Raw genomic sequence first — 14,115 nt, 5'->3', positions numbered from 1 at the left:
GGGCATACTGACTTACATGCGCTCCATCTGGAAGGGCTCGATCGCGTTCGGGCTGGTCAACGTCCCGGTCAAGGTGTACAGCGCCACCCAGGACCACGACATCAAGTTCCATCAGGTGCACGCCAAGGACAACGGCCGCATCCGATACCAACGCGTGTGCGAGGTGGACGGCGAGGTCGTCGAATACCGCGACATCGCCCGGGCGTTCGAATCCGACGACGGGCAGATGGTCATCATCACCGACGACGACATCTCCACCCTGCCCGAAGAGCGCAGCCGCGAGATCGAGGTGCTGGAGTTCGTTCCCGCCGAAGAGGTCGACCCCATGCTGTTCGACCGTAGCTACTTCCTGGAGCCGGATTCCAAGTCGTCGAAATCCTATGTGCTGCTGGCAAAGACGCTCGCCGAGACCGATCGGATGGCGATCGTGCACTTTACGCTGCGCAACAAGACGCGGCTGGCAGCCTTGCGGGTCAAGGACTTCGGCAAGCGCGACGTGATGATGGTGCACACCCTGCTGTGGCCCGACGAAATCCGCGACCCCGACTTTCCGGTGCTGGACAAGGAAGTCGAGATCAAGCCGGCGGAGCTCAAGATGGCCGGTCAGGTGGTGGAGGCGATGGCCGAAGACTTCAATCCGGACCGCTACCACGACACCTACCAGGAGCAGCTGCAGGAGCTCATCGACGCGAAACTCGAAGGCGGCGAAGCCTTTACCACCGAGGAGCAACCGAAGGAACTCGACGAGACCGAGGACGTCTCCGACCTGTTGGCCAAGCTGGAAGCCAGCGTGAAGGCGCGCTCCGGTAACGGGAAGGCTCCCGCGAAGAAGGCCCCGGCCAAGAAAACGGCCGCCAAGAAGACCACCGCGAAGAAGTCACCGGCGAAGAAGGCGCCGGCCAAGAAGGCCGCGTCGAAATCCTGACGCGGAACCGCCGCGTGGTCAGCGCCGGCGGGTCGCCAGGAACCGGGTCGCCGCCGCGATCAGGTTGATCACGGCGACGATGATGATCAGGCTCAGCGCCGCACCCCAGATGCGCAGGAAACCGGCGTGTTCGGGATTGGTGAGTTCGGTGTAGATCAGCAGCGGGAGCGAGGCCATGTTGCCGTGGAAGATGTCGACGTTGATCGACCGGCTGTAGCCGACCAGCACCAGCACCGGGGCGGTTTCGCCGATGACCCGCGCGACGGACAGCAAGACGCCGGAGACGATGCCGGGCATCGCGATCGGGAACACGATCCGCATGATGGTCTTCCACTTGGGAACCCCGAGCGCGTAGCTGGCTTCGCGCAGATCGTCGGGCACCAGCCTGAGCATCTCCTCGGCGGACCGCACCACCACCGGCAGCATCAACAAGACCAGCGCCAGCGACACGGCGAACGAGCTCTGCTGGAATCCCAGGGTGGCGATCCAGAGGCTGAAGATAAACAGCGCCGCCACGATGGAGGGCACCCCGGCGAGCACGTCGACCATGAACGTCGTCAGTCGCACCAGCCGCCCGGAGCCGTATTCCACCAGGAAGACGGCGGTCATCAGCCCCAGCGGTACGGACAACAGGGCGGCGACGCCGGCCTGCACGACGGTTCCGTACAGCGCGTGATAGATGCCGCCGGCAAACTGCTCCGGCAAAATCCCGTGCAGCGAGTGGGTCCACCAACCCGTTCGGGTGACCGCGTACCAACCCCGGGCCACCACGACCGACAGCACCCAGACCAGCGGCACCAGCGCGATGAGGAACGAGGCGACGAAGAACACGGTGGCCGCGCTGTTCGTGAGCCGGCGCCGGATGCTGACGGGCCGGAACGCCTGGGTTTTGACCGGCCGGTCGAACACGCTGGCCGTCATCCGTTGACCTTCCCGCCGGCGATGGCACGCGCGAGCGCGTTGACGACGAACGTCAAGACGAACAACGCGAATCCCGCGGCGATGTAGGCCCCGGTGGGCAACGGTTCACTGAATTCTGCTGCCGCGGAGGCGATCTTCGAGGCGAACGTGTAGCCGCCGTCGAACAGCGACCAATTTCCCGGACGTGCGGCGGAGCGCAAGATGATCAGGACCGCCACCGTCTCGCCGAGCGCCCGGCCCAACCCCAACATGGACGCCGCGATAACGCCGCTGCGGCCGAACGGCAGCACGGTCATCCGCACCACCTCCCACTTGGTGGCACCCAGCGCTTGCGCCGCTTCCATCTGGATCTGCGGCGTCTGCCGGAACACTTCCCGGGAGACCGACGTGATGATCGGCAGGATCATCGCCGAGAGCACGATGCCCGCGGTGAAGATGGTGCCGCCACCGGCCAGCGAGACGTTGCCCTGCTTGAACAGAAACAACCAGCCCAGGTTGCGATTGAGGAATGCCGCGACCGGCTCGATCCGGGGCGCCAGCACGAAGATGCCCCACAACCCGAAGATGATCGAGGGCACCGCGGCCAGCAGGTCGACGATCGCGCCGAACGGGCGCGCCAGCCGCTTGGGCGCGTATTGGGTAAGGAAGACCGCGATCCCGACCGCGACCGGCACCGCCACCACCAGGGCGGTGAGCGAACTGAGCACCGTAACCATCAACAGGTCACGAATCCCGAAGGCCAGCTTCCCCGGATCCGTGGTGCTGAACTGGGCGCTGGTGAAGAAGTTCGCGTGGTTGACCCGCAACGACGGAACGGCACGAATCAGCAGGAACACCGCGATCAGCAGGATCGCGACCACGATCGTCGAACCGGCAGCGGCAGCCGTCAGCTTGAACAGCCGGTCACCCCGCCGAGCTGACGGCGCGCCCAGCGCCTTGAGCTCGGGTTTTTTCGGAGTCGACGGGCTGGCTACCGCTCCTCGGGTCACGACCACCTCAAATCACGTGATGGCGTTGATCGAAGCCGACAGCCTGGACTTGAACGAATCCGGGATGGGGATGTACCCATTGTCGGCGAGGCCACTCTGCCCCGCACCGATCGTACTTTGCAGGAACGCCTTCACCGCGGTGCCGACCTGCGAATCGGGATACTTCGAGCAGACGATCTCATATGTGGCGAGCACGATCGGGTACGACCCGGGTTGGGTCGGCTTGTAGAAGGAGAGCGTGTCGAGCACCAGGTCGTTGCCCTGCCCGCTGATCTTGGCCCCGGAAATCGTCTTGCCGACCGAGTCGGAGCTGATCGCGACCGCGTCGGGACCGGCGGACGTGACGACCTTGGCCATGTCCAGTTTCTGCGCCTGAGCGAACGACCATTCGTTGTAGGTGATGGATCCCTCGGTGGCCTTGATCGCCGCCGACGTGCCGTCGTTGCCCTTGGCCCCCTCACCGACGCCGCCCTTGAACGTCTTTCCGGCGCCCTTGCCCCACGCGCCGTTGGAGGCGGCGTCGAGGTACTTCTGGAAGTTGTCCGTGGTGCCGGATTCGTCGTTGCGGAACACCACGTGAATCGGCTCGGCGGGCAAGGTCGCACCGGAGTTGAGCGCCGCAATGGCCGGGTCATTCCACGTCGTGATGGCGCCGTTGAAGATCTTCGCCGCCGTCGGGCCGTCGAGGCTCAGCGAAGTCAGGCCCTTGACGTTGTAGGTGATGGCGATCGGACCGAACACCACCGGCAGATTCCATGCCGGTGAGCCGCAACGCTGCTGCGCCGCAGCGTACTCCTTGGCAGCAAGTGGCGAGTCCGATCCGCCGAAATCGGTTTGGTTGCCATTGAATTCACTGATTCCCGCGCCCGAGCCATTGGCGGTGTAATTCAACGTCTGACCGGAGCAGGCTTGCTCGAAGGCGTTGACGAAGCGCGTCATCGCGTTGGCCTGCGCGGTTGACCCGCTGGACTTCAAGGTCTTCTTTCCGCCACAGGCGACCTTGCCCGACGACGAACCGCTCGTGGCGCTTCCGCGACCGGCGTTGTTGTCACTTCCGCACCCCGACAACGCCAGCGCACCAGCGGTCACAACGCTCATCGCGACACCGAATCGGTTGAGTTTCAAGTCACTTCCTAACGGTAGGGATGAAACATGACTGCCGGCGTTCTTCCCGCCGCTGCGCGGCGACCAGCGTCTCTCGCAGCAACGAAGCTAACAGCAAGAAGGTTAACGTTGGGCAAATTGCCGTCGGCCGATTGTCGCTGGCCAAGGCGGCTTGCGGGCGGCCGCGTGCAGCTGCGGGGAGGCTCACGAAATGGCGTCGATCGCCGCCGACAACCGGGCCTTGAAGGAGTCCGGAACGGGAATGTAGCCGTTGTCCGCCAGGCCGTTCTGCCCCGCACCGACGGTGCTCTGCAGGAACGCCTTCACGGCAGCAGCGACCTGGGGATCCGGATATTTCGAGCAGACGATCTCATATGTCGCGAGCACGATCGGATACGAGCCGGGTTGGGTCGGCTTGTAGAAGGAGAAGGTGTCGACGACCAAGTCGTTGCCCTCCTCGACGAAGTCCGCACCGGCGATCGTCTTGCCGACCGAGGCGGCGCTGATCGCCACGGCATCCGGGCCGGCCGATGTGACGATCTTGGCCATGCCGACTTTTTGCGCCTGGGCAAACGACCATTCGTTGTAGGCGATGGATCCCTCGGTGGCCTTGACCGCCGCCGACGTGCCGTCGTTGCCCTTGGCCCCCTCGCCGACACCGCCGTTGAACGTCTTCCCGATGCCCTTGTCCCAGGCGCCGTTGGCGGCCGAGTCCAGGTACTTCTGGAAATTGTCCGTCGTACCGGACTGGTCGTTGCGGAAGATCACCCGAATCGGCTCGGCGGGCAACGCGACGCCGGGGTTCAGCGCCGCAATCGCCGGGTCGTTCCAGGACGTGATAGCGCCCTTGAACACTTTCGCGGCCGTCGGGCCGTCTAGATTCAGCGAAGTCACGCCCGTGACGTTGTAGGTGATCGCGATCGGCCCGAACACCACCGGCAAATTCCACGCCGGCGAACCACAGCGCTGCCGCGCCGCGAAGTATTCGATGGGAGCCAACGGTGAGTCCGAGCCGGCGAAATCCGTTTGGTTCCCGGTGAATTCGCCAATACCCGCTCCGGAGCCGTTGGGCGTGTAGTTCAGCGTCTGGCCGGGGCAGGCCTGCTCGAATGCCTTGATGAAGCGGGTCATCGCGTTGGCCTGGGCGGTCGACCCGCTGGCCTTCAGCGTGTTCTTCCCGCCGCAGCTCACCTTGCCGGGCGGCGCGCCCGGCCCCGCCCCGTTGTCATTGCTTCCGCAACTAGACAACGCCAGGGCGACGACGGTCAGGACACTTAGCGCGGCGCCAAATCGATTCAGCCCCAATATGATCCCAATCGGGAAAGCTCAAACATGATCGCCACCATTCAGTAGCCGCTGCGCGCCGACAAACGGTCAGCACTAAGGCTAGCGCCGCCCGTATGTTCTCGCAGTGGACGCGAGACGCGGCGCGGTTGACCCGTTCCAACGGGCCCGGAAGCGGGCGCGGGGCGTTACATCGCCCCGTCTGTATGCAAAAGTAGAACCTGTTCCAGAAATGCCGCATCCGAGACGGCGAGGCTTGCTACCGTCTCGGCTGACAACTTGGGCTAAGAGAGGCCGCAATGATCCTTGACAGATTTCGTCTCGACGACAAAGTCGCCGTCATCACCGGTGCCGGCCGTGGCCTCGGGGCGGCTATCGCACTGGCTTTCGCTGAGGCCGGCGCCGACGTCCTGATCGCCTCGCGAACGGAATCGCAACTAGAAGGCGTCGCAGAACAGGTCCGCGCGGCCGGTCGGCGGGCGCACATCGTCGCCGCCGATCTGTCCCACCCCGAGGTGACCGCTCAGCTGGCCGGCCAGGCCGTCGAGGCTTTCGGGAAACTAGACATCGTCGTCAACAACGTCGGCGGCACGATGCCCAACACGCTGCTGACCACCTCGACCAAGGACCTCAAGGACGCATTCACCTTCAACGTCGCCACCGCCCACGCGCTGACCGTTGCGGCGGTACCCCTCATGCTCGAGCACTCCGGGGGCGGCAGCGTCATCAACATCACCTCGACCATGGGCCGGCTCGCCGGACGCGGCTTCGCCGCCTACGGCACCGCCAAGGCCGCGCTGTCCCACTACACCCGGCTGACCGCCCTGGACCTTTGCCCACGCATCCGGGTCAATGCGATCGCACCGGGATCGATCCTCACCTCCGCGCTGGATGTCGTCGCGTCCAACGACGAGCTGCGCGCGCCGATGGAAAAGGCCACGCCCATGCGCCGACTCGGTGATCCCGTCGACATCGCCGCCGCCGCAGTCTATTTGGCGTCTCCGGCGGGCAGCTTCCTGACCGGCAAGACGCTGGAGGTCGACGGCGGCCTCACCTACCCCAACCTCGACATCCCCGTCCCGGACCTGTGACCCCCGACCGCTAAGGAGCCCGCCATGGCAATCCCCGTCGTTCAATTGGGCACCGGCAATGTCGGCGTCCACGCGCTGCGAGCGCTCATCACCAATCCCGAGTTCGAGCTCAGGGGCGTCTGGGTGTCCTCGGACGCCAAGGCCGGCAAGGACGCGGCGGAGCTTGCCGGGCTTGCCGATTCGACCGGCGTGCTGGCCAGCACCGACCTGGACGCCGTGCTCGCCACCGGACCGCAGTGCGCCGTCTACAACGCGTTGGCGGACAACCGGTTGCCCGAGGCGCTGGAAGACTACCGGCGCGTCCTGGCCGCCGGCATCAACGTCGTCGGGAGCGGCCCGGTCTTCTTGCAGTACCCGTGGCAGGTGATTCCCGAAGAGCTCATCAAGCCCATCGAAGATGCTGCGCGCGAAGGGAATTCGAGCGTATTCGTCAACGGGATCGATCCCGGCTTCGCCAACGACCTGCTGCCGCTGGCGCTGGCCGGCACCTGTCAGAACATCCAGCAGATTCGCTGTATGGAGATCGTCGATTACGCCACCTATGACAGCGCCGCGGTCATGTTCGACGTGATGGGATTCGGGAAGCCGCTCGACGACATCCCCATGCTGCTGCAGCCCGGCGTGCTCAGCCTGGCGTGGGGATCGGTGGTTCGGCAGCTGGCGGCCGGCCTGGGGATTTCGCTCGACTCGGTCGCGCAGGAGTACGTGCGCGTGCCGGCGCCGGAGGACTTCGACATCGCGTCCGGGCACATCCCCAAGGGCAGCGCCGCGGCGCTGCGGTTCGAGGTGTTCGGCATGGTCAACGGCGACCCCGTCGTCGTCCTCGAACACGTCACCCGGCTGCGCGAGGATTTGTGCCCGGACTGGCCGCAGCCCGCCCAGCACGGCGGGTCGTACCGCATCGAGATCACCGGCGAACCCTCCTACGGGATGGATGTCTGCCTGAGCAGCCGCAAGGGCGACCACAACCACGCCGGGCTGGTCGCCACCGCGATGCGGGTGGTCAACGCGATCCCCGCGGTGGTGGCCGCCCCGCCGGGCATCGTGACGACGCTGGACCTGCCCCTGATCACCGGCAAGGGCCTTTACCTCCCGGGCTGATCGGCGGCGCGGCCTGACGCGCCGGCGCCATTGACCGCTCCTGCCCGAATGGTGGGTGGCCTCCGGGTCCGTCTGGAGTCTTCGGCTAACCTCACTTTCTTATTCGGACGTGTGAATCGAGGGCGACACTTGACGCAGAGCAGCCAGGACTCGCTGAAAAGCAGTTGGTATCTGCTCGGGCCTGCCTTCGTCGCCGCGATCGCCTATGTCGATCCGGGCAACGTCGCCGCCAACGTCAGCTCCGGCGCGAAGTTCGGATACCTGCTGCTGTGGGTCATCGTGGTGGCCAATGCGCTCGCCGGTCTCGTGCAGTATCTGTCGGCCAAGCTCGGCCTGGTGACCGGAAGATCGTTACCCGCGGCCATCGGCAAGCGAATGAGTCGTCGGGTCCGGCTGGTCTACTGGGTCCAGGCCGAACTGGTGGCGATCGCAACCGATATGGCCGAAATCGTCGGCGGGGCAATCGCCTTGCGGATTCTGTTCGATTTGCCGCTCCTGCTCGGCGGCGTCATCACCGGGCTGGTGTCCCTGCTGCTGCTGGCGATCCAGGACCGGCGCGGGCAGATCATCTTCGAGCGCGTCATCACCGGACTGCTGCTCGTCATCGCCGTCGGCTTCGCGGCCAGCTTCTTCGTGAAGACGCCTCCGCCGGACGCCGTGCTGGGCGGGCTGCTGCCGAGATTCCAGGGCACCGAAAGCGTGCTGCTGGCGGCCGCGATCCTGGGCGCCACCGTGATGCCGCACGCCGTGTACATGCATTCCGGGCTGGTCCTCGATCGACACGGGCATCCCGCCGAGGGCGCCGCACGACGCCTGCTGCTGCGGGTCACCCGGCTGGATGTCGTCCTGGCGATGGCCGTCGCGGGAACGGTGAACGCCGCGATGCTGTTGGTCGCCGCGATCAACCTGCAGCACCGCGACATCAACGCGTCCATCGAGGGCGCCTACTCCGCGATTCACAACACCCTGGGCGCAGCCATCGCGGTGCTGTTCGCAATCGGGTTGCTGGCGTCCGGGCTGGCGTCGTCGTCGGTGGGCGCCTACGCGGGCGCCATGATCATGCAGGGCCTGCTGCACCGTCGGATCCCGATGCTGGTGCGCCGCTTGGTCACCGTGTGTCCCGCCCTGGTGATCCTCGCGGTCGGGTTCGACCCCACCCGGGCGCTGGTGCTCTCCCAGGTGGTGCTGTCGTTCGGGATACCGTTTGCGGTCCTTCCGCTGGTGAAGCTGACCAGCGACCGCGATCTGATGGGCAGCGACACCAATCATCCCGTCACGACGATTGTTGGCTGGGCCGTCGGCGTAATGATTAGTCTGCTTAACGTGGTACTCATCTGGCTGACGGTGACCGGCTAAATGCCGGCCCGCCGGCACGCCTACTTCGCATACGGGTCGAACCTGTGCGTCAGGCAGATGGCGCTGCGGTGTCCGGACGCCGCCGATCCGCGGCCGGCGGTCCTCTCCGATCACGACTGGCTGATCAACCAGCGCGGCGTGGCCACGGTCGAAGCGTGCACCGGCACACAGGTGCATGGCGTGGTCTGGCAGATCTCCGATGGTGACCTGGCCACCCTGGACAGCGCCGAGGGCGTGCCGGTGCGCTACCGGCGAGACCGGCTGACCGTGCACACCGACGACGGGTCGTCGCCGGCCTGGGTGTACATCGACCATCGGGTGACACCGGGCCCGCCCCGACCGGGCTACCTGCCCAAGATCATCGACGGCGCCGTGCAGCACGGGTTGCCGCAGCGCTGGATCGACTTCTTGCGGCGCTGGGATCCATCGCACTGGCCTCGCCGGGTGCCGCCGTCAGGGCCTGCGCCGCAATCACTTTCAGCGTTGCTGAGCGAGCCCGGCATAAGTGAGGCCAGCCAATTGCGTTCGCGTTTCGGCTTTCTGGCCATCCACGGCGGCGGGCTGGAAGAGATGACCGACGTGATCGCCGAACATGCCGCCGACGCCGCCCACGCCTCGGTGTATGTGCTGCGTCATCCCGACCGCTACCCGCACCATCTGCCGTCGGCGATGTTCGACCCGGCCGAGTCGCCACGGCTCGCCGAATTCCTCGACCATGTCGACGTTGCGGTGTCGCTGCACGGCTACGGCCGCATCGGGCGCAGCACGCAATTGCTAGCCGGCGGCCGCAACCGCGCGCTGGCCGCACACCTGGCCCGCCACATTCAATTGAACGGGTATCGGGTGGTCACCGAACTCGAGGACATCCCACCGGAGTTGCGCGGTCTGCATCCAGGCAACCCGGTGAATCGCGTGCGCGACGGCGGGACCCAGCTGGAACTGTCTCCCCGCGTCCGCGGCCTGAGCCCGCGCAGCCCACTGCCCGGCGAAGACGGCCTGTCGCCGGTCACCACGGCGCTGATCCAGGCATTGGCGGAAGCGGCACGCTGTTGGTAATTGTCCTCATCTGTTGAACGGAGTTGTTGGTGGCCAAGGAATTTCGCTTTGGAATGAGCATGCGCTTCATCAAGTCGCGCGCAGCTTTCGTCGACAAGGTGAAGCAGGCAGAAGACATCGGATTCGATGTGCTTTGCGTGCCAGACCATCTCGGCGCGGTTGCCCCGATTCCGGCACTGACCGCGGCCGCCATGGTCACCGACAAACTGAAGCTGAGCATGTATGTGCTCAACGCCGCCTTCTACAAGCCCGCCCTGCTCAGCCGGGACCTGGGCGACTTGGACAAGCTCAGTAACGGCCGCCTCGAAATCGGGCTCGGCACCGGGTATGTCAAGGAAGAGTTCGACGCCGCAGAGCTCCCCTATCCCAGTGCCGGCGCCCGGGTGGACTACCTCAACCACATGACGAAATATCTGAAGGAGCATCACCCGACGACACCGATCCTGATCGCCGGCAACGGCGACCGGGTGCTGACCATCGCCGCCCAGCACGCCGACATCATCGGGCTGACCGGTTCGAGGGTGAAAGAGGCCGACGACCCGCTGACCGAACGCGTCGAGTTCGTCCGCAACGCCGCCGGCGACCGATTCGACGCGCTCGAATTGAACCTCGCCGTCACTGCGGTCCCGGCCGAGGGCGAGAGCCTGCCCGACCTGACGATGACCCGTCGCTACGCGGCCGGGTTGTCCGACGAGGAGATCCTGGCCATGCACTCCGTGCTGACGGGCTCACCCCGCGAGATGGCCGACACGCTGCTGGGGTACCGGGAGAAGTACGGAGTCACGTTCATCACCGTCCAGGACAACCACGTCGACAACTTCGCAAAGGTCATCGCGGAATTGCGCTGACTGGTTTTAGCTGCGGCCGCGCGGTGACCTCGGCGAGCAGTCAGGAGGCGTTGGTCCCCCGGTAAGTGGCCTTCCGGCCCTTCGACGCACCGGCGGCTCGCGACACACTCGGGGGATGACACTGAGGGACCGCGGTGGCGATAGGGGGCGTTCACTGGGGCAACGGCTGGCTTCGCTGCGCGGCGATTCGAGACTGTTCGACGATCGTGTTGACGCCGGACGAGAGCTGGGCAAAAGCCTGGAATCGTTGCGCGGTCACGATGTTTTGGTGCTGGGCCTCCCACGCGGCGGTGTACCGGTGGCCTTCGAGGTCGCGAAGGCCCTGCAGGCCCAGCTCGACGTACTGGTGGTGCGCAAGCTCGGGGTCCCGTTCCAGCCCGAATTGGCCTTCGGTGCGATCGGCGAGGGCGGGGTGCGGGTGATCAACGACGCCGTGCTGCGCGAGGCCAGGTTGTCCGCGGACGAAGTGGCCGCCGTCGAGGCGAAGCAGCGGGCCGAACTGGCTCGACGCTCGGAAAAATTCCGCAGCGGGCACGACCGGATCCCGTTCGCGGGACGGACCGCGGTGATCGTCGATGACGGCGTCGCGACCGGCGCGACCGCCAGAGCCGCCTGCGAAGTCGCCCGCGCCCAGGGCGCGAGCAGAGTTGTGCTGGCCGTTCCGATCGGCGGACGCGATGTCTTCGAACGATTCGCCGGGTACGCCGACGACGTGGTTTGTTTGCATACGCCCGAGTTCTTCTTCGCCGTGGGCCAGGGCTATCGCAACTTCACCCAGACATCCGACGACGAGGTGGTCGCGCTCCTCGACCGCGCCCGCGACGGTTCTCGCGGGCGGGTCGCCGACGCCGCCGCGGACGACCCGCCCTTACGCGACGAGGAAGTCAGGGTCAGCGCCGGATCGGTGGTGGTGGCCGGACATCTGACGATTCCCGAAGATCCGGTCGGCGTTGTGCTGTTCGCGCACGGCAGTGGGAGCAGCCGGCACAGCCCCCGTAACCGCTACGTGGCCGACGTGCTGAACGGCGCGGGTCTCGCCACGCTGCTGTTCGACCTGCTCACCCTGGAAGAGGAACGAAATCGCGCCAACGTGTTCGACATTGAGCTTTTGGCGCGACGACTGGTCGATGTGACCGGCTGGCTGAGCCGCCAGCAAGACACCGCCGCGCTGCCGGTCGGTTACTTCGGTGCCAGCACCGGCGCGGGCGCTGCCCTGGTCGCTGCCACCGACCCGCGGGTAAACGTCGCGGCGGTGGTGTCCCGGGGCGGGCGGCCTGATCTGGCGGGCCCGTTCTTGGCCAGGGTTTACGCGCCGACGCTGCTGATCGTGGGGGGCAACGACGACGTGGTGCTGGAATTGAATCGGCAAGCGCGGGCTGCAATCCCCGGCAAGTGCGAACTCGCCGTCGTGCGGGGCGCCACCCATCTCTTCGAAGAACCTGGGACGCTCGAGCGGGCCGCGATGCTGGCCCGCGACTGGTTCATCGAACACCTGAGGCCGGCAGCTCTCACCGCTAATCCTTAGTCCAACGGCTCCGACGTCTAGCTCGGCGGCACGTGCTCCCCGGCCCGCGGGCACTCGTCGGGTAGATGGATCAGTACCGCGTCGTCTTCGGCCGGCGCCGCCTGGCCGCGGCGATGTGCAGTCAGGTAGAGCCATCCCGGTCCGATGGCTTGTTTGCAGCGGGCGCATTGTGGGTCTGCGGCCATTGCTTCCTCCCTTCCCGAAGTAACGATCCCGGTTGCCATTCTCCGCGTCTTGGCCAGTTGCGGGCTGTCGTTTGAGAACATCCGTTGCCGCGTAGCGTGTTTCGGGACGTGCCCGGTGTCTGGACCGACGCGCACGAACCCTTCATCCGGTCAGCGGTGAGCTCGAAACAGCGGCGCCAACGGCATCGCGAATTGGGTAAAGGCATTGAACCGCAAGCTGACACAGCGCGGCCCGCGGAAAACCACCCCGCGAGGGCCGCTGCCAGACCGAATCCACCCGACAAAGGTGGACTCAAGACATGACTTTCGACTCTCGCCGGCAACGGGTCAGCCGCGCAGACTGCAGAGCATGACCACATCTGACGACACCGCCCAAACCTGGCGCGACGTGGCCGACCAGCTCACCGCTGCGCAGATCGCTCAGCTCGAGCGCCTCGAACGCGACGAACCGCACACGCTGCTGGACATGGCGCGGCAGTGGGCGACCAAGAATGTGTCGGCTGGGATGCCATTCGACACGATCGAGCCCCCCGACGGTGCGGTTCGCACCTTCGACTGGCAGCTCGACAGGAACTGGTTTCGCGACTTTGAGGGCACCACTCGGCGAGGCGGGCGGGCGCGCGTTCAGATCTATGGTCGACAGCAGGTCGACGGCTCGACGCGCCGGTGGATCGCCGTGCATGCCCGCCACCTGGATGCGCTGGACGGGATCGCTGCGCGCGAACTCGCCGCGGCGTTGACCGACGCGGCCGACGAGATCGAGCGGCTCAGCTGAGGGTGTTTTGGATGGAACTTCGGGCCCTATCGCCCGACGAGACATATATTGCGGCAGAACACGTATCGAGGAACGGCGAACACATGGCAGGCAAATCGTGACTTTCCACTATGAGACCGGCCCTGCGGCCGGCGAATACAGCGTCGAGGACGACAACCAGCTTCAGCCAGAGGACACCCTGATAGATCGCGGTGTGGAGGACGTCCTCGACGAGGGCTATTCGCCACCCGAGCGGCCTTACGGACGAGGCGCATTCGGCCCGGGCGAGACCATGGATCAGCTCCTGGCGGAGGAAGAGCCGGACCCGGCAGCGCGCATCAATGTCCCGCTCGACGAAGCCGAGCAGCAACGCTCCGATGCATCCGAACGCGAGTGCGAATTCCCCCAGCGGCGCGAGGTGGGCCGCGCCCGAGCCGGCCGGCTTATCGCGCCGGACTTGGGTTTTGGCGAAGATGCCGACGAGGAGCTGTTCGCCACGGATGTCGGAATCAGCGGGGGCGCGGCGTCCGCCGAGGAGGCCGCCATGCACATCATCGACGAGGAAGAGTAAGTCCTACCTCCGTTGTCGGCGCTCCTTGGCGAGGAATTTCCACAGCTGGTGCCGCTCAGGACCTCCGGCTCCCCAGCTCGCCGCCGCAGCGGTAGCCTCGAGAATTCGATCGGCGGACGCGGAGGGTTTTTGGCATGAAAATGTGGATCCAGATTTGCGGCCGGGACGAAGACGACGAATATCCGGACGGCGCCACCTATGCAGTACTCACGGGCGGCGTGCTGAGGGTCAATAGCGGCAAAGACATTCACCTCTACAGTCCGGCGTACTGGCAAGAGGTCACCATTGATACCGGCCCCGCAGCCGAACTCGACGAACGAGCCCAACAACTCGACGAAGATCTCAGATGGCAATAGTCGCTGCAGCGCGACGGTAGGCGCGGCGACTCCTCGACGCCGTTTTCGT

At 65.8% G+C, this 14,115-nt stretch carries 15 protein-coding genes; 10 read left to right on the top strand and 5 right to left on the bottom strand.

Annotation, left to right across the window (positions count from 1 at the left end):
* Positions 1-16 precede the first annotated feature (16 nt).
* A complete protein-coding gene (locus tag A5781_RS01585; protein ID WP_067200106.1) occupies positions 17-925 on the top strand; it encodes a Ku protein in 909 nt (302 codons plus the stop codon).
* An 18-nt stretch (positions 926-943) separates the two neighbouring features.
* Here A5781_RS01585 and pstA read toward each other — a convergent pair whose 3' ends face one another.
* The 4 genes from pstA to pstS (A5781_RS01565) form a co-directional block, all read right to left on the bottom strand.
* Positions 944-1,846, bottom strand: coding sequence for a phosphate ABC transporter permease PstA (gene pstA, locus A5781_RS01580; RefSeq protein ID WP_067200102.1), 903 nt, complete (start codon positions 1,844-1,846; stop codon positions 944-946).
* Complete coding sequence (pstC, locus tag A5781_RS01575) at positions 1,843-2,841, bottom strand: phosphate ABC transporter permease subunit PstC (RefSeq protein ID WP_067200099.1); 999 nt, start codon at positions 2,839-2,841, stop codon at positions 1,843-1,845. The genes pstA and pstC overlap by 4 nt, the downstream gene beginning before the upstream one ends.
* A 6-nt stretch (positions 2,842-2,847) precedes the next feature.
* Positions 2,848-3,960: a phosphate ABC transporter substrate-binding protein PstS gene (pstS, locus tag A5781_RS01570; protein WP_067200096.1), complete on the bottom strand. Its 1,113-nt coding sequence runs from the start codon at positions 3,958-3,960 to the stop codon at positions 2,848-2,850.
* A gap of 183 nt (positions 3,961-4,143) precedes the next feature.
* The gene (gene pstS / locus A5781_RS01565; protein WP_067200093.1) at positions 4,144-5,244 is read right to left on the bottom strand and encodes a phosphate ABC transporter substrate-binding protein PstS; all 1,101 of its coding nucleotides are present in this window, start codon (positions 5,242-5,244) and stop codon (positions 4,144-4,146) included.
* Positions 5,245-5,522: 278 nt separating this feature from the next.
* On the opposite strand from pstS (A5781_RS01565), the gene A5781_RS01560 reads away from it, so the two are divergent.
* From A5781_RS01560 to A5781_RS01535, 6 genes are all read left to right on the top strand, one after another.
* The gene (locus tag A5781_RS01560) at positions 5,523-6,314 is read left to right on the top strand and encodes an SDR family oxidoreductase (protein WP_067200090.1); all 792 of its coding nucleotides are present in this window, start codon (positions 5,523-5,525) and stop codon (positions 6,312-6,314) included.
* Positions 6,315-6,338: 24 nt separating this feature from the next.
* The gene (locus tag A5781_RS01555; RefSeq protein ID WP_067200087.1) at positions 6,339-7,415 is read left to right on the top strand and encodes a diacylglycerol kinase; all 1,077 of its coding nucleotides are present in this window, start codon (positions 6,339-6,341) and stop codon (positions 7,413-7,415) included.
* A gap of 48 nt (positions 7,416-7,463) precedes the next feature.
* Positions 7,464-8,771: an Nramp family divalent metal transporter gene (locus A5781_RS01550; RefSeq protein ID WP_369817662.1), complete on the top strand. Its 1,308-nt coding sequence runs from the start codon at positions 7,464-7,466 to the stop codon at positions 8,769-8,771.
* Positions 8,772-9,827 (top strand): poly-gamma-glutamate hydrolase family protein, encoded by a 1,056-nt coding sequence (locus tag A5781_RS01545; protein WP_067200080.1) that lies wholly within the window; start codon positions 8,772-8,774, stop codon positions 9,825-9,827.
* Between the two features lie 23 nt (positions 9,828-9,850).
* Positions 9,851-10,675, top strand: a complete 825-nt coding sequence (locus A5781_RS01540) for an LLM class F420-dependent oxidoreductase (RefSeq protein ID WP_082939173.1) — start codon at positions 9,851-9,853, stop codon at positions 10,673-10,675.
* Positions 10,676-10,790: 115 nt separating this feature from the next.
* Complete coding sequence (locus tag A5781_RS01535) at positions 10,791-12,200, top strand: phosphoribosyltransferase family protein (protein WP_082939172.1); 1,410 nt, start codon at positions 10,791-10,793, stop codon at positions 12,198-12,200.
* 17 nt (positions 12,201-12,217) lie between these two features.
* On the opposite strand, the gene A5781_RS25785 is transcribed toward A5781_RS01535, so the two are convergent.
* Positions 12,218-12,385 carry a hypothetical protein gene (locus A5781_RS25785; RefSeq protein WP_197503645.1) on the bottom strand — a complete coding sequence of 56 codons (168 nt, stop codon included), beginning with the start codon at positions 12,383-12,385 and terminating at the stop codon, positions 12,218-12,220.
* Between the two features lie 349 nt (positions 12,386-12,734).
* On the opposite strand from A5781_RS25785, the gene A5781_RS01530 reads away from it, so the two are divergent.
* The 3 genes from A5781_RS01530 to A5781_RS01520 all read left to right on the top strand — a co-directional run bounded on the left by A5781_RS01530 (position 12,735) and on the right by A5781_RS01520 (position 14,066).
* Positions 12,735-13,160 (top strand): hypothetical protein, encoded by a 426-nt coding sequence (locus tag A5781_RS01530; protein ID WP_067200073.1) that lies wholly within the window; start codon positions 12,735-12,737, stop codon positions 13,158-13,160.
* A gap of 97 nt (positions 13,161-13,257) precedes the next feature.
* Entirely contained in the window at positions 13,258-13,710 is a 453-nt protein-coding gene (locus A5781_RS01525) for a DUF5709 domain-containing protein (RefSeq protein WP_156624293.1), read from the top strand.
* A gap of 134 nt (positions 13,711-13,844) precedes the next feature.
* Positions 13,845-14,066, top strand: a complete 222-nt coding sequence (locus tag A5781_RS01520) for a hypothetical protein (RefSeq protein WP_067200069.1) — start codon at positions 13,845-13,847, stop codon at positions 14,064-14,066.
* Positions 14,067-14,115 lie beyond the last annotated feature (49 nt).

The organism is Mycobacterium sp. 852002-30065_SCH5024008 (genome assembly GCF_001665645.1).
Lineage (GTDB): Bacteria > Actinomycetota > Actinomycetes > Mycobacteriales > Mycobacteriaceae > Mycobacterium > Mycobacterium paraffinicum.
The sequence above is the reverse complement of the archived record's forward strand: the minus strand, read 5'-3'. Positions and strand labels throughout refer to the sequence as shown.

Bases quoted from the DNA above. Each gene is read 5' to 3' on its own strand.
- A5781_RS01545 (WP_067200080.1), top strand. From the start codon at position 8,772: ATGCCGGCCCGCCGGCACGCCTACTTCGCATACGGGTCGAACCTGTGC.
- A5781_RS01560 (WP_067200090.1), top strand. From the start codon at position 5,523: ATGATCCTTGACAGATTTCGTCTCGACGACAAAGTCGCCGTCATCACC.
- A5781_RS01530 (WP_067200073.1), top strand. From the start codon at position 12,735: ATGACCACATCTGACGACACCGCCCAAACCTGGCGCGACGTGGCCGAC.
- A5781_RS01585 (WP_067200106.1), top strand. From the start codon at position 17: ATGCGCTCCATCTGGAAGGGCTCGATCGCGTTCGGGCTGGTCAACGTC.
- A5781_RS01555 (WP_067200087.1), top strand. From the start codon at position 6,339: ATGGCAATCCCCGTCGTTCAATTGGGCACCGGCAATGTCGGCGTCCAC.
- A5781_RS25785 (WP_197503645.1), bottom strand. From the start codon at position 12,385: ATGGCCGCAGACCCACAATGCGCCCGCTGCAAACAAGCCATCGGACCG.
- pstA (WP_067200102.1), bottom strand. From the start codon at position 1,846: ATGACGGCCAGCGTGTTCGACCGGCCGGTCAAAACCCAGGCGTTCCGG.
- A5781_RS01550 (WP_369817662.1), top strand. From the start codon at position 7,464: ATGGTGGGTGGCCTCCGGGTCCGTCTGGAGTCTTCGGCTAACCTCACT.
- A5781_RS01535 (WP_082939172.1), top strand. From the start codon at position 10,791: ATGACACTGAGGGACCGCGGTGGCGATAGGGGGCGTTCACTGGGGCAA.
- A5781_RS01520 (WP_067200069.1), top strand. From the start codon at position 13,845: ATGAAAATGTGGATCCAGATTTGCGGCCGGGACGAAGACGACGAATAT.